Source organism: Streptacidiphilus jeojiensis (genome assembly GCF_042510965.1).
Taxonomy (GTDB): Bacteria; Actinomycetota; Actinomycetes; order Streptomycetales; family Streptomycetaceae; genus Streptacidiphilus; species Streptacidiphilus jeojiensis.
In genome coordinates this window covers 161,743-176,687 of sequence record NZ_JBEUKS010000018.1, presented here as the reverse complement: position 1 = coordinate 176,687, position 14,945 = coordinate 161,743, and the positions used below count along the sequence as shown (strand labels likewise).

General features: G+C 73.3%; 18 protein-coding genes and 1 pseudogene. 12 read left to right on the top strand and 7 right to left on the bottom strand.

The genetic code is table 11. The annotated features are described in order from the left end of the window. The 5 genes and pseudogenes from ABUW04_RS36145 to ABUW04_RS36125 all read left to right on the top strand — a co-directional run. A pseudogene (locus ABUW04_RS36145) lies at positions 1–313 on the top strand (hypothetical protein); the annotation flags it as partial. Further along, positions 285–716 (top strand): roadblock/LC7 domain-containing protein, encoded by a 432-nt coding sequence (locus ABUW04_RS36140; protein WP_030260762.1) that lies wholly within the window; start codon positions 285–287, stop codon positions 714–716. The pseudogene ABUW04_RS36145 and the gene ABUW04_RS36140, both read left to right, overlap by 29 nt. Before the next feature lie 19 nt (positions 717–735). Further along, complete coding sequence (locus ABUW04_RS36135; protein ID WP_380568606.1) at positions 736–1,242, top strand: DUF742 domain-containing protein; 507 nt, start codon at positions 736–738, stop codon at positions 1,240–1,242. Further along, complete coding sequence (locus ABUW04_RS36130) at positions 1,223–1,882, top strand: GTP-binding protein (RefSeq protein ID WP_084715118.1); 660 nt, start codon at positions 1,223–1,225, stop codon at positions 1,880–1,882. Before ABUW04_RS36135 ends, ABUW04_RS36130 begins: the two co-directional genes overlap by 20 nt. Before the next feature lie 98 nt (positions 1,883–1,980). After that, entirely contained in the window at positions 1,981–2,271 is a 291-nt protein-coding gene (locus ABUW04_RS36125) for a YiaA/YiaB family inner membrane protein (RefSeq protein ID WP_030260768.1), read from the top strand. A 49-nt stretch (positions 2,272–2,320) separates the two neighbouring features. On the opposite strand, the gene ABUW04_RS36120 is transcribed toward ABUW04_RS36125, so the two are convergent. From ABUW04_RS36120 to ABUW04_RS36110, 3 genes are all read right to left on the bottom strand, one after another. Beyond that, a complete protein-coding gene (locus tag ABUW04_RS36120) occupies positions 2,321–3,325 on the bottom strand; it encodes a lysylphosphatidylglycerol synthase transmembrane domain-containing protein (protein ID WP_380568605.1) in 1,005 nt (334 codons plus the stop codon). A 90-nt stretch (positions 3,326–3,415) separates the two neighbouring features. Continuing rightward, the gene (locus tag ABUW04_RS36115) at positions 3,416–4,219 is read right to left on the bottom strand and encodes a lysophospholipid acyltransferase family protein (protein WP_380568604.1); all 804 of its coding nucleotides are present in this window, start codon (positions 4,217–4,219) and stop codon (positions 3,416–3,418) included. A 150-nt stretch (positions 4,220–4,369) separates the two neighbouring features. Beyond that, positions 4,370–4,843 carry a DUF4395 domain-containing protein gene (locus tag ABUW04_RS36110; protein WP_030260773.1) on the bottom strand — a complete coding sequence of 158 codons (474 nt, stop codon included), beginning with the start codon at positions 4,841–4,843 and terminating at the stop codon, positions 4,370–4,372. Positions 4,844–5,055: 212 nt separating this feature from the next. Between ABUW04_RS36110 and ABUW04_RS36105 the strand changes: the two genes are divergently transcribed. From ABUW04_RS36105 to ABUW04_RS36080, 6 genes are all read left to right on the top strand, one after another. Continuing rightward, entirely contained in the window at positions 5,056–5,472 is a 417-nt protein-coding gene (locus ABUW04_RS36105; protein WP_030260775.1) for a TlpA family protein disulfide reductase, read from the top strand. Positions 5,473–5,730: 258 nt separating this feature from the next. Then, the gene (locus tag ABUW04_RS36100; RefSeq protein ID WP_380568603.1) at positions 5,731–6,516 is read left to right on the top strand and encodes an electron transfer flavoprotein subunit beta/FixA family protein; all 786 of its coding nucleotides are present in this window, start codon (positions 5,731–5,733) and stop codon (positions 6,514–6,516) included. A gap of 54 nt (positions 6,517–6,570) precedes the next feature. After that, positions 6,571–7,542, top strand: a complete 972-nt coding sequence (locus ABUW04_RS36095) for an electron transfer flavoprotein subunit alpha/FixB family protein (protein WP_380568602.1) — start codon at positions 6,571–6,573, stop codon at positions 7,540–7,542. 101 nt (positions 7,543–7,643) lie between these two features. After that, positions 7,644–9,041 (top strand): acyl-CoA synthetase, encoded by a 1,398-nt coding sequence (locus ABUW04_RS36090; RefSeq protein WP_380568601.1) that lies wholly within the window; start codon positions 7,644–7,646, stop codon positions 9,039–9,041. A 53-nt stretch (positions 9,042–9,094) separates the two neighbouring features. Further along, the gene (locus ABUW04_RS36085) at positions 9,095–10,039 is read left to right on the top strand and encodes an ROK family protein (protein ID WP_030260785.1); all 945 of its coding nucleotides are present in this window, start codon (positions 9,095–9,097) and stop codon (positions 10,037–10,039) included. A 72-nt stretch (positions 10,040–10,111) separates the two neighbouring features. Then, positions 10,112–11,143 carry an NUDIX hydrolase gene (locus ABUW04_RS36080; RefSeq protein WP_380568600.1) on the top strand — a complete coding sequence of 344 codons (1,032 nt, stop codon included), beginning with the start codon at positions 10,112–10,114 and terminating at the stop codon, positions 11,141–11,143. On the opposite strand, the gene ABUW04_RS36075 is transcribed toward ABUW04_RS36080, so the two are convergent. The 4 genes from ABUW04_RS36075 to ABUW04_RS36060 form a co-directional block, all read right to left on the bottom strand. Next, on the bottom strand, positions 11,098–11,739 hold the full coding sequence (locus tag ABUW04_RS36075) for a hypothetical protein (RefSeq protein WP_380568599.1): 642 nt from the start codon (positions 11,737–11,739) through the stop codon (positions 11,098–11,100). The genes ABUW04_RS36080 and ABUW04_RS36075 overlap by 46 nt on opposite strands. Further along, positions 11,736–12,335 (bottom strand): RNA polymerase sigma factor, encoded by a 600-nt coding sequence (locus tag ABUW04_RS36070; RefSeq protein WP_380568598.1) that lies wholly within the window; start codon positions 12,333–12,335, stop codon positions 11,736–11,738. The genes ABUW04_RS36075 and ABUW04_RS36070 overlap by 4 nt, the downstream gene beginning before the upstream one ends. Before the next feature lie 99 nt (positions 12,336–12,434). Next, positions 12,435–12,956, bottom strand: a complete 522-nt coding sequence (locus tag ABUW04_RS36065) for a DUF1990 family protein (RefSeq protein ID WP_030260794.1) — start codon at positions 12,954–12,956, stop codon at positions 12,435–12,437. A gap of 74 nt (positions 12,957–13,030) precedes the next feature. Next, positions 13,031–13,537: a MarR family winged helix-turn-helix transcriptional regulator gene (locus tag ABUW04_RS36060; protein ID WP_030260796.1), complete on the bottom strand. Its 507-nt coding sequence runs from the start codon at positions 13,535–13,537 to the stop codon at positions 13,031–13,033. A gap of 97 nt (positions 13,538–13,634) precedes the next feature. Between ABUW04_RS36060 and ABUW04_RS36055 the strand changes: the two genes are divergently transcribed. Beyond that, complete coding sequence (locus tag ABUW04_RS36055) at positions 13,635–14,924, top strand: MFS transporter (RefSeq protein ID WP_380568597.1); 1,290 nt, start codon at positions 13,635–13,637, stop codon at positions 14,922–14,924. Positions 14,925–14,945: the final 21 nt, after the last annotated feature.

Genomic DNA, 14,945 nt, shown 5'->3' with positions numbered 1-14,945 from the left:
GCCGCCGGCCTCCCGTCCCGCGGCGGCCGCCGCGCCCGTCGGGGACGACGAACTGCCGCACCGGGTCCGCCAGGCCAGCCTGGCGAGCCAGCTGCGGGAGGCCCCCAAGGACCGCCCGGCCCGCAACGCCGGCGCGACCGGGACGGCCCGCAGCCCCGAGGGCGCCCGGGCCACCATGACCGCCCTCGCCGAGGGCTGGGCCAGGGGCCGGACCTCGCCGATGCCGCAACAACCCGCGCCGCCCCGGCGCCATCTGAGAATCCAGCAGGAGAGCGAGACGACCGATGCCCGTGACGATGAACTACTCCGGTGAGCTCAACTGGCTCCTGGACGAGCTGGTGTCCCGGGTCGGCCAGATCCGGCACGCGGTGGTGCTCTCCGGGGACGGCCTGGCGCTCGGCGTCTCGGCCGGGATGACCCGCGAGGACGGCGAGCACCTGGCGGCCGTCGCCTCGGGCTTCCACAGCCTGGCCAAGGGCGCGGGCCGGCACTTCGAGGCCGGCGACGTGCACCAGACGATGATCGAGTTCGACGGCGGCTTCCTCTTCGTGGTCGCCGCCGGCTCCGGCACCTGCCTGGCCGTCTTCAGCGGCGCCGACGCCGACATCGGCCTGGTCGCCTATGAGATGGCCCGGATGGTGCGCCGGGTCGGCGAGCACCTGCACACCCCGCCGCGCTCGGGCCCCGACGCGGCCGACGACCCCGCAGCGGGCTGACCGGGAACGGTACCTGGACATGGACGACTATCCCTTCCCGCCGCAGGGCTGGGACCCGGCCCCGGGCTGGGACCAGACGTCGGGCTGGGACCCGCCGCACGGCTGGGACCAGCAGGAACCGGTCGAGCACGGCGACGACAGCCGCTGGTACGACGACGACGCCGGACCCGTGGTCCGCCCCTACGCGCTGACCCGGGGGCGGACCAGGACCGCCGGGGAGCCGTTCGACCTGATCGCACTGATCACCGTGGACCCCGACCACCCCGCCCACGCCGGCACCGGCCCCTACGCCCCGGTGCCCGGGCTGACCCCCGAGCCCGCGGCCGCCCTGGCGCTGTGCCGCAGCCGGACCCAGTCCGTCGCCGAGATCGCCGCCGAGTTCGACCTGCCCGTTGGTGTCGTCCGGGTCTTCCTCGGCGACCTGCTGGACGCGGGACTGATCCGCGTCAGCCGTCCGGTTTCCCCCGCCCAGCTCCCCGACGAGCGCATCCTGCGAGAAGTGATCAATGGCCTCCGAGCACTCTGACCCGACAGCCGACGACACGGCGCCCGGCCGCGGTTCCGCGGTCCCGGTGCGGCGCGCCCCGGGAACCGTGGCCGGCGGCGAGCCGCCGCTCGCCCTCAAGATACTGGTGGCGGGCGGCTTCGGGGTGGGCAAGACCACGCTGGTCGGCTCGGTCAGCGAGATCCGGCCGCTGCGCACCGAGGAGCGCCTAACCGAGGCGGGCCGCGGCGTGGACGACACCGGGGGAGTGGAGCAGAAGACCACCACCACGGTGGCCATGGACTTCGGCCGGATCACCATCCGCGAGGGCCTGTCGCTCTACCTCTTCGGCACCCCCGGGCAGGACCGGTTCTGGTTCCTCTGGGACGAGCTGGCGCTCGGCGCGCTCGGCGCCGTGGTGCTCGCCGACACCCGCAGGCTGGAGGACTGCTTCCCCTCGGTGGACTACTTCGAGCGCCGGGCCATCCCGTTCGTGGTCGCCGTCAACTGCTTCCAGGGGTCGCGGCAGCACGCCCAGGAGAAGGTGGCCAGGGCGCTGGACCTGGAACCGGGGACCCCGGTGCTGCTGTGCGACGCCAGGGAGCGGGAGTCCGGCAAGCGGGTGCTGGTCGAGCTGGTGGAGCACGCCAGCCGGCTGCACACGGCCAGGCTGCTGGCCTGACCGGGCAGCGGATCCGGTCGGGCAGCTGATCTGAGCGAGTATCAGATCTGAGTATCCGTACTCATGCCGGGCCGGTGCCCGGCGGGGACCATACGGCTATGACTGCTCCCGTGAGACGCAGCACCACCGCCGCCTACTACGCGCAGGCGATCATCTCCTTCGCCGTCTCGGTCCTCGCGATGGGGATCGGGATCGCCTACCTGTCGGCCAGTGCCTGGATCCGCGCGTTCCTGGCCCTCGGCCTGCTCTACGTGGTCACCTCCGCCTTCACCCTGGCCAAGGTGATCAGGGACCGGCAGGACGAGGACCTGGTCGTCTCCCGGGTCGACCAGGCCCGGCTGGACAAGCTGCTCGCCGAGCACGACCCGTTCCGGATCGACACGCCCTGATCATCGACACGCCCTGATATCGACAAGCCCTGATATCGATAAGCCCTGATCAGAGCCGTTCGTGCCGCTGCAGCCAGACGAAGGCCAGCCAGCCGGGGAGCACCGGCAGCCAGAGCGTCAGCAGCCGGTAGAGCAGCACGGCCACCAGGGCGGTGTCGTAGGACAGCCCGGCGGTCTGCGCCAGTGCCCCGGCCAGCACCACTTCCACCCCGCCGATGCCGCCCGGCGTGGGCACCGCCGAGCCCAGCGCACCGCCGACCAGGGTGGCCAGCGCGACCGCGGCGAAGCCGGGGTGCCGGCCCAGCGCCAGGACGCAGCAGTACAGACAGGACGACGCGGCCAGCGACACCAGCAGCTGGCCGCTGACGCCGACGGCCAGCTTCCCCGGCTGGTGCAGCAGGTCGCGCAGCCGCGGCAGCACCCCGCTGAGCAGGGGAGCGACCCGGCCGGCCAGCCACCGCCGGAGCCGCGGTACCGCGACCGCGACCAGGGTGAGCAGGACGGCGGCGGCCAGTACGGCGAGGACGAGATCGACCAGCAGCGGTGACACGTGTGTCGTCGAGGCCCGGTAGTGCACGGTGGTCAGATAGCCGAACACCCCGGTGAGCAGCAGGTGCAGCACCAGTCCGACCGCCTGGGCGACGCCGATGCTGGACACCGCCTGCCCGGGGCTGATCCCGATCCGTTGCAGGAAACGGGTGCTGATGGCTAGTCCGCCCAGGCCGACGGGGGTGACCACATTGGCGAACCCGCCGGCGACCTGGAGCAGGAAGGTCCGCCAGGGATCGAGCCGTTCCGGGACGAAGCCGGCGTAGCTCATGGTGGCCGCCACCAGACCGCCCAGGGCGCAGAGCAGTGCCAGGGCGACCCACTCCGGGCGGGCCCGGGCCAGCGGGGCCAGCGGGTTGTTGTTGGGGCTGGTGAGCTGCAGCACCAGCAGATAGCCGGCCGCGGCCCCGCCGAAGAGCGCGAGCAGCGCCCGGAGCCGTCGCCGCTGCGGCCGGCGCGGTTCGGCGGATTCCGGCGGGTCCTGCTGCTGCACTGCTTCCGGCATGCGGACGTCTCCCCCGTGCCTCGACGCGTCTACCAGCTACCCGTCCTAGGCAGGTCCGCAACCTCCGCCCGCGCTGCCGTTCCGCAGCGGCTACTTGGGCGCCTCGGCCTCGTCCCGCGCCGCCTGGTCGCGGGCGGCGCGGCGGGCGGCCTTCTCGGCCGTCTCCTTCTCGTCCTCGGCCTCGGCGACCTCGAGCGTCGGCGCGCTGCCGCCGAGGTGGGCCGGCAGCCACCAGGTGTCCTCGGGGCCGGCCGGGGCGTCCGGGTAGGTGGTCTGGGCGCGGTCCAGCAGCTCGGTCATGGCGGCGCGCAGCCGCCTGGTGACCATCACCGGCTTGTCCTCGGGGGTGAGCACGATCGGCTCGCCGATGATGATGGTGATCGGGGTGTGACGGCGGGTCAGCGTCTTGGGCCGGCCCTTGGTCCACAGCCGCTGGGTGCCCCAGAGCGCGACGGGCAGCAGCGGCACCCCCGCGTCGGCGGCCATCCGGGCCGCCCCGGTCTTGAACTTCTTCAGTACGAAGGAGCGGCTGATCGTCGCCTCCGGGAAGACGCCGACGACCTCGCCGGCCTTCAGCGCCTTGACCGCGGCGTCGTAGGCGGGCTGGCCGTCGAAGCGGTCCACCGGGATGTGCTTCATACCGCGCATCAGCGGCCCGGACACCCTGTGCCGGAACACGTCGTCCTTGGCCATGAACCGGGTCTTGCGCTTGCCGGCCTTCAGTGCGCCCCAGCCGGCGAAGATGAAGTCGAGGTAGCTGACGTGGTTGCTGACCAGGACGGCCCCGCCGGTCCGCGGCACGTTCTCCGCCCCGATGATGTCGATCTTGAGGTCCAGCGCCCGGAAGAGCGTGAGCGCGGCCCCGATGATCGGCGGGTACACGAGATCAGCCACGGTTTGTCCTACTTCCCAAGGGCTGGCGCCCGGTCCGACGGTATGTCGATGTATCGTCCCCTGCCCGACAGCACCGTGTCACTCCGGGGAGCACCAGCACTTGGGGAGACGGCGGTCACATCACCGCCTCCCACCCTACGTTCTGGACCGTTATTGTCCGGTACCGCTCCCACCTGCGCCGACGGTGCGCAGCCGGTCCTGGCCGCGGCGCAGCAGCAGATAGCCCTCGCAGCCGAGGCAGTAGCCGAAGGCGGCGTTGAGGAAGGCCGCGGCCAGCGCGCAGCCGGTGGCCGCCAGGCCCAGCCAGGTCGCGCCGGAGAGGTAGCCGACCGTCCCGATCAGCGCGAACACCAGTCCGACGCCCTGGGCGAAGCGCGGCGGGGCGGCGTCCTCCAGCTCGGTCGGCGGGCCGAGCCTGGGGCGGACGAAGGTGCGGTACAGCCATCCGTAGGGCGAACGGCCGAGCCCGGCCAGCGCGCCGAGGGCGAACACCACCGCCTGCGCCGCCAGCAGCCAGCCGCTGCCGGTGATCAGCACGACGGCGAGGACCACGGTGGTGAGCGAGGCGGCGAAGCGGGGGCCGCGTGGATCGATGCGGGCGGGGGCGGGCGTGGGGTTGGACATGGTGGACTCCGGGGTGTCGCGGGGGTGTCGCGGGGGAGCGGAACGGGAGGTGGCGGGCGGTCGCGAGGGGTCAGCGACAGCGCGACGCGGCGGCCCGGCACAGGTCGATGACCAGGCGCCGGGTGAGGCCTGCGGCCTCGTTCCGTCCGTTGGGGTCCATGGATCGAGATGCTACGCGCACTTCGGTGCCGTGAGCAGGCATCCTTGGGGGCATGACTGGACTGGTGGTGTGCCTGGCGGTGCTGGCGCTCTCGGGCGCCTTCGGCCTGCTGCGCATGCGTGGGCGGGGAAGGCTGAAGATGCGCGGGCGTGACGGCGGGGTGCGGCTGGAGGCGGGCGAGCTGGGTGCGGAGCTCGGCGAGCGGGCCACCCTGGTGCAGTTCTCCTCGGCTTTCTGCCAGCCGTGCCGGGCGACCAAGCGGATCCTGGGCGAGGTCGCCGGGATGGTCGAGGGCGTGGCCCACATCGAGATCGACGCCGAGTCCCGGCTGGAGCTGGTGCGGCAGCTGGGCATCCTGAGCACCCCGACGGTGCTGGTGCTGGACGCGGACGGCGCGCTGGTGCGGCGTGCGGTCGGCCAGCCGCGCCGGGCGGACGTGATCGCGGCGCTGGGCGAGGCCGTCGCCTGACTCTCCGGTCGGGTTCCCTGCGTGGTCAATAGGTGCAACGTCACAGTGACTCCGCGTTGCGGTGCGGCTCCTGATGCTCTTGCGTGGGGGAGTATGGGGCGACGGCGGTGCACCACTGGTTTGGGAGCACGCCGGAGCGGCAAAGGGACCTGAGCCAGGGCGTAAGCTACTGGCGGGTAGCAAGAACACGGCTGCCCGTGCTCCACATCTTTTACCCTGCGAAAACGACGTGACCAGTACCAGTACAGGAGACAGGCCGTGAGCTTGAGGATCGTTGTCTGTGTGAAGTACGTGCCCGATGCGACCGGTGACCGTCGCTTCGCGGATGACAACACGACCGACCGGGATTCGGTGGACGGGCTCCTTTCGGAGCTGGACGAGTACGGCGTCGAGCAGGCGTTGAAGATCGCGGAGGCCTCCGGCGACGCCGAGGTCACCGTGCTCACCGTCGGCCCGGACGACGCCAAGGACGCGCTGCGCAAGGCGCTGTCCATGGGCGCCGACAAGGCCGTGCACGTCAACGACGACGACATCCACGGCACCGACGTCATCGGCACCTCGGCGATCCTGGCCAAGGCGATCGAGAAGACCGGCTACGACCTGGTGGTCTGCGGCATGGCCTCGACCGACGGAACCATGGGCGTCATCCCCGCGCTGCTGGCCGAGCGCCTGGGCGTCCCGCAGGTCACCCTGCTCTCCGAGGTCTCGGTGGACGGCGGCACCGTCAAGGGCCGCCGCGACGGCGACGCGGCCACCGAGCTGCTGGAGGCCCCGCTGCCGGCCGTGGTGTCGGTCACCGACCAGTCCGGGGAGGCGCGCTACCCGTCCTTCAAGGGCATCATGGCCGCCAAGAAGAAGCCGGTGGAGTCCCTGGACCTGGACGACCTGGGCATCGAGGCGGACGAGGTCGGCCTGGCCGGCGCGTGGACCGCGGTCGACAGCGCCACCGCGCGCCCGGCCCGCACCGCCGGCACGATCGTCAAGGACGAGGGCGAGGGCGGCAAGCAGCTCGCCGAGTTCCTGGCCTCGCAGAAGTTCATCTGAGCCCGGCGCTCACCACATCCTTCACGTCCGACATTTCTTCTGGAGAGCTGAGCAATGGGTGAAGTCCTCGTCCTGGTCGACCATGTGGACGGTGCCGTCCGCAAGCCGACCCTCGAACTGCTGACGCTGGCCCGCCGGATCGGCGAGCCCTCGGCCGTGCTCCTCGGCGCGGGTTCCGCCGCCGCGGACATCGCCGCCAAGCTGGGCGAGTACGGCGCCGCGAAGGTGTACACCGCCGACGCCGCCGAGTTCGCCGACTACCTGGTCGTGCCCAAGGTGGACGCGCTGGAGCAGATCGCCAAGGCGGTCGGCGAGCCCGCCGCCGTGCTGGTGACCTCCTCCGGCGAGGGCAAGGAGATCGCGGCCCGGCTGGCGCTGCGGCTGGGCTCCGGTGTGATCACCGACGCCGTCGACCTCAACGCCGGCGACAGCGGCCCGGTCGCCACCCAGTCGGCGTTCGCCGCCTCGTTCACCACCCTCTCGCGGGTCTCCCGCGGGGTGCCGGTGATCACCGTCAAGCCCAACGCGACCAGCCCCGAGGCCGCTGCGGCCGCGGGCGCGGTCGAGGGCGTCGAGGTCGTCTTCGGCGCGACCGCGACCGGCACCAAGGTCACCTCGCGCACCCCGCGGGTGTCCACCGGCCGTCCCGAGCTGACCGAGGCTGCGATCGTGGTCTCCGGTGGCCGCGGCGTCGGTGCGGCCGAGGGCTTCGGCGTGGTCGAGGAGCTGGCGGACTCGCTGGGCGCGGCGGTGGGCGCGAGCCGCGCGGCCGTCGACGCCGGGTGGTACCCGCACAGCAACCAGGTCGGCCAGACGGGCAAGCAGGTGTCGCCGCAGCTGTACATCGCCAACGGGATCTCCGGCGCGATCCAGCACCGCGCCGGGATGCAGACCTCCAAGACCATCGTCGCCGTCAACAAGGACGCCGAGGCGCCGATCTTCGAGCTGGCGGACTACGGCGTGGTCGGTGACCTGTTCAATGTGGTGCCGCAGCTGACCGCGGAGGTCAAGGCCCGCAAGGGCTGAGTTGTTCAGGGGCGCGGGGAACTGCGCGACCGGCCCTCTACGGAGGTGCATGGTTGGCAGCGCAGTTCCCCGCGCCCCTGTGGTGTCTGAGGAGGGTGGGCATGGTGCTGCTCAAGGCGCTTGACGGTTGTTACGGGGACGGTCCCGATGCCATTGCCGTCGACGGGGTGACCCTTTCGCGGGAGCAACTCCTCGGTGCCGCAGGCGCTGTCGCGTCGCGGATCTCGGGCGCGCCCGCGCTGGCCGTGCTGGCGCGGCCGTCCGTGGAGACCGTGATCGCCACCGTTGGGGGTCTCCTGGCCGGAGTGCCGGTTGTGCCGGTGCCGCCCGATGCGGGGCCCAAGGAGCGGGAGCACATCCTGCGGGACTCCGGCGCGCCGCTGCTCGCCGTGGCCGCCGCCGACCGCGCTGTGGAGGCGTACGGGGCGCGGGTGCTGACGGTGGATCCGGCCGAGCGCGGCGACGCGCCCGCGGAGCCCGCCGACGGTGCGGCGTTCGTGCTCTACACCTCCGGCACCACCGGCGCGCCCAAGGGCGTGGTCCTCGGCCGCGGCGCCGTCGCCGCCGGGCTGGACGCCCTGGCCGAGGCCTGGGCCTGGACGCCCGAGGACACCCTGGTCCACGGGCTGCCGCTGTTCCATGTGCACGGTCTGATCCTGGGCGTGCTCGGCCCGCTGCGCACCGGGGGACGGCTGGTGCACACCGGCCGTCCCACCCCGCAGGCGTACGCGGAGGCCGGCGGCTCGCTGTACTTCGGGGTGCCCACGGTGTGGTCGCGGGTGGCCGGTGACGAGCCGAGTGCCAAGGCGCTGGCCGGGGCCCGGCTGCTGGTGTCCGGCAGCGCGCCGCTGCCGGTGACCGTCTTCGAGCGGTTGCGGGCGCTCAGCGGGCACGCCCCGGTCGAGCGCTACGGCATGACCGAGACGCTGATCACCCTGAGCACCCGGGCCGACGGCGAGCGCCGTCCCGGCAGCGTGGGGCTGCCGCTGGCCGGGGTGCGCACCCGGTTGGTGGCCGAGGACGGCGGACCGGTGCCGTACGACGGCGAGACGCTGGGCGAGCTGCAGGTCCGCGGACCGATGCTGAGTGACGGCTATCTCGGCCGACCCGACGCCGACGCGGAGTCGCGCACCGCCGACGGCTGGTTCCGCACCGGCGACGTGGCCGTGATCGGTCCGGACGGTTTCCACCGGATCGTCGGCCGTGCCTCGGTGGACCTGATCAAGAGCGGCGGCTTCCGGATCGGCGCCGGCGAGGTCGAGGCGGCGCTGCGGGACCACCCGGCCGTCGCCGACGCCGCGGTGGTCGGCGCGCCCGATCCCGACCTGGGGCAGGTGGTCGTCGCCTATGTGATTCCGGACGGGCCGGTGACGGGGGAGCAGTTGACGGCCTTCGTCGCCGAGCGGCTCTCGGTGCACAAGCGGCCGCGCCGGGTGGTGCTGGTGGAGGAGCTGCCGCGGAACGCCATGGGCAAGGTCCTCAAGGCGAAGCTGGGCTGACCCGGCTGGGCTGAACTGGACAAACGCCGTCGCGTCCGCAGAGACTTCCCGGCATGGACGAGATGGTGGCAGCCGTCGACATCGGCGGAACGAAGATCGCAGGCGCTCTGGTGGACCGCGGCGGGCGGATGCTCGCCCAGTGCCAGCGGCCGACCCCCGCCAAGGAGGACGCGGCGCGGGTGCTGGCCGCGGTCACCGAGGTGCTCGACGAACTGGCCGCCGCCCCCCAGTGGTCCGCGGTGCGCTGCGTCGGCATCGGCAGCGCCGGACCGGTGGACGCCCCCAAGGGCGCGGTCAGCCCGGTCAACATCCCGGCCTGGCGCGGCTTTCCACTGGTGGACGCGGTGCGTGAGCACCTGGCCGACGACCTTCCGGTGGTGCTCACCGGCGACGGCCCGGCGATGACCGCGGCCGAGCACTGGCAGGGCGCGGCCCGGGGGTTCCGCAACGCCCTGTGCATGGTGGTGTCCACCGGCGTCGGCGGCGGACTGGTCCTCGACGGCGCGCTCTACCCCGGCCCCAGCGGCAACGCCGGGCACATCGGCCACATAAGCGTCGACCTGGACGGCGACCCGTGCCCCTGCGGTTCGCGCGGCTGCGTGGAGATCATCGCCTCGGGGACCTCCATCGCCCGGCGCGCGCTGCGGGACGGCTGGCAGCCGCGCGGTGACGACGCGTCGGCCGGGGCCGTCGCCGCCTCGGCGGCCGAGGGCGACCCGATCGCGCTGGCCGCCTTCGCGCGGGCCGCCCAGGCCCTGGCGGCCGGGATCGCGGCCACCGCCACCCTGGTCGAGCTGGACGTGGTGGTCATCGGGGGCGGGGTCGCCAAGTCCGGCGAGACCCTGTTCGCGCCGCTGCGGGAGGCCCTGCACGACTACGCGACGCTGCCCTTCGTCCGGCACCTGGAGCTGCGCCCGGCCGAGTTGGGCACCGACGCGGGCCTGGTCGGCGCGGCCGCGGCGGCCGCCCAGGAACTGGGGCTGGACGGCTGGCTCTGACCACCGGCACCCTCGACGGCCGCCCGTGGCCTCTGCGTACCATGCACCGAGCAGTCGACGAACGGGGGCAGAGTGATCGTCTGGGTCAACGGCACATTCGGGGCGGGGAAGACCAGTACGGCACGGGAGCTGCAGGAACTCCTCCCCGACAGCACGGTGTTCGACCCGGAGACGGTGGCCGTCTACCTGCGCCACCTGCTGCCCGAGGAGGACTTCGCGGCGGTCTCCGACTTCCAGGACCTGCCGGCCTGGCGCAGTCTGGTCCCGGATGTCGCGGCCGCGCTGCTGGCGCAGCATCCGGGGACGCTGATCGTGCCGATGACCCTGCTGCGGCAGGACTACCGCGACGAGATCTTCGGTGCGCTGGCCGCGCGGCGCATCCCGGTGCACCATCTGCTGCTGCACGCCGAGGAAACGATCCTGCGGAAGCGGATCGAGGGTGACCGGGCCGAACGGCAGGCCCTGCAGTGGCGGCTGGACCACCTGGAGGACTACCGGCGCGGGAGACCCTGGCTGGAGCAGGACGCGGTGACCGTGGACACCACGGTGCTGACGCCGCGTCAGGCGGCCGAGCGGATCGCCGGGCTGGTGCGGTCGGGCGCCGCCCGCTGCCGGATCGTCGAGCAGGTCGGCGGCAGCCGCGACACGGTGGCCGCGGCGGTGCTGTTCTTCGACCAGGACGAGCGGGTGCTGCTGGTCGACCCGGTCTACAAACCCGGGTGGGAGTTCCCCGGCGGGGTGGTCGAGGACGGCGAGTCGCCCCGGACCGCGGCGGTGCGCGAGATCGCCGAGGAACTGGGCCTCGCCGTCCCGGCCGCGCGGCTGCGGCTGCTGCTCACCGACTGGGAGCCGCACCGGGGTCCGCGCTCGGGCGGCCTGCGGCTGGTCTTCGACGGCGGGACGCTCGACGCCGAGCAGCGCGAGCGGCTCGCGCTGCCCGAGGACGAGCTGCGCGGCTGGCGCTTCATAGCCCGCGAGGAGTGGGCGGCGCTGCTCCCGGCCAACAAGCGCGACCGCCTGGAAGCGGCCCTGCGCTGCCGCGCGGAGGGCGTCGTCGGCTACTTGGATGCGGTGGAACCCGCCCGGGGACCGGAGCGGTCCTGAGGAACGCTGTACGCCTGGATCGGCGCGACGCACAAGGGCACCTTGGACACGAGGCGGAACTCGAAGGCGACGCCGCTCTGGCCCGAGGGAACATATCCGTGGCCGGCAATCGCGTAGATGGGGACCTCGCTCACTGCGAACAGGAGGGTCTCTCCGTGCGGGATGGCGCTCGGGCGGATCAGCATGCGCTCGGGGTAGGTGTGCTCCGGGCCGAGCAGCACGTTGTCCAGAGGTCCGGCGGTCCCCGACAGTTTTGTGGTGCATCCCGGCGTGGTCACCATCGCCGTGGCCGGGATGCCCAGCTTGCGCAGGGCCGCCTGGAAGTCGCCGATGGCCTTGGGGTCGAACAGCTGGACGCTCACTGTGCCGTCGGGGTGTGGCGTCACCGCGAAAGCACCGTTTGTGCCGTCGCCGGTGGAGAGCGGGACGGCCAGCGCCACGGCCACCGCCGCTGCCGCGGTGGCCGCGACCATCAGCATCCGGCGCGGCGGGCGGAACCGCCGGGCCGGGGCCGGTGCCGACTTGGCGGAGAGCTGGGCGGCCCGTTCCCGGAGTTCGGCGTCGAGGCGCTGCCGGAAGTGCGTCGGGGTGTTCACGGTGCGGCCTCCAGAGCGTGGTCGGGGGAGGGCTCGGGGGAGAGCAGGGGCAGGGTCGCGGCCTCGTGCCGCAGCAGCCTCCGGGCCCGGTGCAGCCGGACCCGGACGGCGGTGGGGGTGATGTCGAGGACCTGCGCGGCCTCGACCGGGGTGAGGCCGTCCACCGCGACCAGGTCGAGGACGGCGCGCAGCGGTTCGGACAGTGCGGCGTGGGCCGCGACCAGTTGCCGGGCCGCCCGGGAGGCGTCGATCCGTTCCTCCAGTGCGGCGATGTCCTCGTCGTCCAGCAGTCGGCGGCCGTTGATCCTGGCGACCGCCCGGGACTCGCGCGCGGTGCCGCGGAAGTGCGCGGCCAGGACGTTGCGGGCGATGCCGTAGAGCCAGGCGATGGGTGCGCCGCGGCGTGGGTCGTAGTCGGCGGCGTGTTCGAGCGCGGTCAGGAAGATGTCCGAGGTGAGGTCGGCGGCCAGGTGCGGGTCGTCGGTGCGCCTGGTCACGAAGCCCAGCACCGCGTCGAAGTGCGCGGCGTAGAAGGCGGAGAAACCGTCGGGGTCGTGCACGGGTGGTGCCGGGGACGGATCCGGGGGCACAAGCATCTCCTCGGAACGGTATAGGAGCTGACGGACTGTCTACACCCCTACTTGGCTCCGCGGGCCGACCGCGTTACTTCCGCTCCCCGTTACTTCCGCCCGGCGTTACTTCCGCTCCGCGCGTTCGGCGATCCGGCGCAGCACCGCGCCCAGGCGCCGGGCGTAGAGGTGCTGGAAGAGCGGTACCAGCGGTCCGGCCGCGCGGGCGTACCAGGCGGCCGGGCGGCTGAAGGCGGTGACGGTGAACCAGACCGCTCCGTCGTCGGCGAGTTCCACCAGGAAGCACTCCTCGCCGCGCTCCGGATGGCCGTCCAGGGTGCCGTAGCCGAAGCCGGCCCTGGTGGGCTCCTCCAGGGTCCACACCACCTCGCAGGGAGCGGTCAGCCCGACCCGGCCGACTCCGAGCACCACCCTGACCCGGACACCGGGCGCGGCCCGCTCGGCGGTGGCGTCGATGCCGACGCCCGCGGCGCGGTGCAGCCGCCAGCTCAGCACGGCCTCGCCGGCGGCGGCGAAGGCCTCGGGTCCGGCGCCCAGCGGGGTGCGGTGCGCCAGCAGGGCGTAGCCGGTGGGCAGGGGCGGGCCCTCCAGGGTCGCTCCCACCTCGGGATAGGTGAAGTCGCTCATCGGGCGAAGGCCTCCGCATCCTGACGGGGTGTCGCGGACGGACCGCGTCGGGTGTCTGCCCCGACGTACGGTCCCTAGTCCTCGCTGGCGGGCAGCAGCAGCCGCAGCAGCCGGTCGAGTTCGGCGGCGTCGGCCGGATCCAGCGCGGCCAGCGCGGCGGTCTGCACCTCCAGGCCGGTGCCGACCGCTTCGTCGATCACCCGCAGCCCGGGGAGGGTCAGCGAGACCCGGAGGCCCCTGCGGTCGCTGGGGTCAGGGTTGCGGCGGACCAGGCCGGCCTGCTCCAGCTTGTCCAGCCGCCCGGTCATGCCCCCAGTGGTGAGCATCAGCGTGGCGGTGAGCTCGCGCGGGGAGAGGGTGTAGGGCTCGCCGGCGCGGCGCAGCGTCGCCAGTACGTCGAACTCGCCCCGACTGATGCCGTATCGGGCGTAGGCGGTGTCCATCCGGCGGCCCATGCCGGCCGCGATCCGGTTGATCCGGCCGAAGACCGCCATGGCGTCGGTCCGCAGGTCGGGCCGGACGGCGGCCCACTGGTCGATGATCGCGTCCACCCGGTCGCGGTCGGCTGCCTCGCTGTCCATGCACCGATTGTGCCAGAGGGTCGCTTGGTCGGAAGTGACTTGCTCCTAAGTAGCTTAATGCTAAGCTAATCACCGTCGAGCTAACCAAGGAGATCCGATGCCCTCGCTGCGCCCCCGCTTCCCCGGTGAACGCGCCCTCGTCGCCGGGATCGCCGTCGACGCGCTCGGCTCCGGTATGTACGTCCCGTTCAGCCTGGTCTTCTTCCGCCATGTCACCGGGCTGCCGCTGCCGCTGATCGGCCTGGTGCTCACCGGCACCGGGCTGGTCGGCATGGTCGCGCTGCCGCTGGCCGGCGCCGCCGTCGACCGGTTCGGCGCCCGTCGGATGCAGCTCTCGCTGTACGTCCTGCGCGGAGCCGGCTTCGCCTGCTACCCGCTGGCCCACGGGATGGTCGCCTTCGCCGCGGTGGCGCTGGTCACCGCGGTCGGCACCCGGGCCTTCCCGGCCGCCCAGCAGGCCAGGCTCGCCGAGCTGGTGGACGGCGCCGACCGGGAGCGGATGCAGGCGCTGACCCGCAGCCTCAGCAACGCCGGCCTCGGCGCGGGCACCCTGGTCGCCTCGCTGCTGATCGCCACCGCCGGCGGTTCCGGCTACCTCGCCGCCGCCTGGCTGAACGCCGCCAGCTTCCTGGTCGCCGCGCTGCTGGCCGCGCGTACGCCGGTGTGCACCCCGGTCCGCGCGCCGGGCGCCGGCGGTCGGGGCGACCGCAGCGGCGGCTACCGGCTGGTCGCCGGGGACCGCCCGTTCCTCGGGCTCACCCTCGCCAATCTGCTGCTGGCCCTCGGCTACGCCTCGCTCAGCGTGCTGCTGCCGGTCTTCGCCACCGGCTGGCTGCACCTGCCGCAGGGCCTCACCGGGATCACCTTCGCGGTGAACACCGCGCTCTGCGCCACCCTCGGCGTCCCGGTCGCCGCCTTCGCCCGCCGCCGCTTCGCCACCCGCAACCGGGCCGCCGCCACCGGGGCGGTGCTGTTCGCAGTCGCCTTCCTGGGACAGGCCGTGCTGGGCACCCTCCGTCCGCACAGCGTCCCGCTGCTGATGGCGGGTCTGCTGGCGGCCGTGGTGGTGGCGACCGCCGGCGAGCTGGTGCACAGCCCGGCCGCCGGCGCGCTGTCCCAGGCCGCCGCGCCGGCGCCGCTGCGCGGCCGCTACCTGGCCGCCTACCAGCTCTCCTGGTCGCTGGCCAATGTGCTGGCGCCCACCCTGTTCACCCTGCTGGTCACCGTCGACGGGCGGCTGCCCTGGCTGGTGGTCGCCGCGGCGGCGCTGCTGGGCGGCGCCCTGCTGCTGCGACTGGAGCGCACCCTCCCGGCCGACGCCGTCGGCTTCCACCCCGGACGGACCGTCGCCGCGCGCGGGCGGGCCGTCGCCACCACCGCGGTCTGACCATCCGTCGGTCCGACCATC

Excerpts from the sequence above, each read along its gene's own strand:
- ABUW04_RS36140 (WP_030260762.1), top strand. The coding sequence starts at position 285 with ATGCCCGTGACGATGAACTACTCCGGTGAGCTCAACTGGCTCCTGGAC.
- ABUW04_RS36135 (WP_380568606.1), top strand. The coding sequence starts at position 736 with ATGGACGACTATCCCTTCCCGCCGCAGGGCTGGGACCCGGCCCCGGGC.
- ABUW04_RS36130 (WP_084715118.1), top strand. The coding sequence starts at position 1,223 with ATGGCCTCCGAGCACTCTGACCCGACAGCCGACGACACGGCGCCCGGC.
- ABUW04_RS36125 (WP_030260768.1), top strand. The coding sequence starts at position 1,981 with ATGACTGCTCCCGTGAGACGCAGCACCACCGCCGCCTACTACGCGCAG.
- ABUW04_RS36120 (WP_380568605.1), bottom strand. The coding sequence starts at position 3,325 with ATGCCGGAAGCAGTGCAGCAGCAGGACCCGCCGGAATCCGCCGAACCG.
- ABUW04_RS36110 (WP_030260773.1), bottom strand. The coding sequence starts at position 4,843 with ATGTCCAACCCCACGCCCGCCCCCGCCCGCATCGATCCACGCGGCCCC.
- ABUW04_RS36105 (WP_030260775.1), top strand. The coding sequence starts at position 5,056 with ATGACTGGACTGGTGGTGTGCCTGGCGGTGCTGGCGCTCTCGGGCGCC.
- ABUW04_RS36095 (WP_380568602.1), top strand. The coding sequence starts at position 6,571 with ATGGGTGAAGTCCTCGTCCTGGTCGACCATGTGGACGGTGCCGTCCGC.
- ABUW04_RS36090 (WP_380568601.1), top strand. The coding sequence starts at position 7,644 with ATGGTGCTGCTCAAGGCGCTTGACGGTTGTTACGGGGACGGTCCCGAT.
- ABUW04_RS36085 (WP_030260785.1), top strand. The coding sequence starts at position 9,095 with ATGGACGAGATGGTGGCAGCCGTCGACATCGGCGGAACGAAGATCGCA.
- ABUW04_RS36070 (WP_380568598.1), bottom strand. The coding sequence starts at position 12,335 with ATGCTTGTGCCCCCGGATCCGTCCCCGGCACCACCCGTGCACGACCCC.
- ABUW04_RS36065 (WP_030260794.1), bottom strand. The coding sequence starts at position 12,956 with ATGAGCGACTTCACCTATCCCGAGGTGGGAGCGACCCTGGAGGGCCCG.
- ABUW04_RS36060 (WP_030260796.1), bottom strand. The coding sequence starts at position 13,537 with ATGGACAGCGAGGCAGCCGACCGCGACCGGGTGGACGCGATCATCGAC.
- ABUW04_RS36055 (WP_380568597.1), top strand. The coding sequence starts at position 13,635 with ATGCCCTCGCTGCGCCCCCGCTTCCCCGGTGAACGCGCCCTCGTCGCC.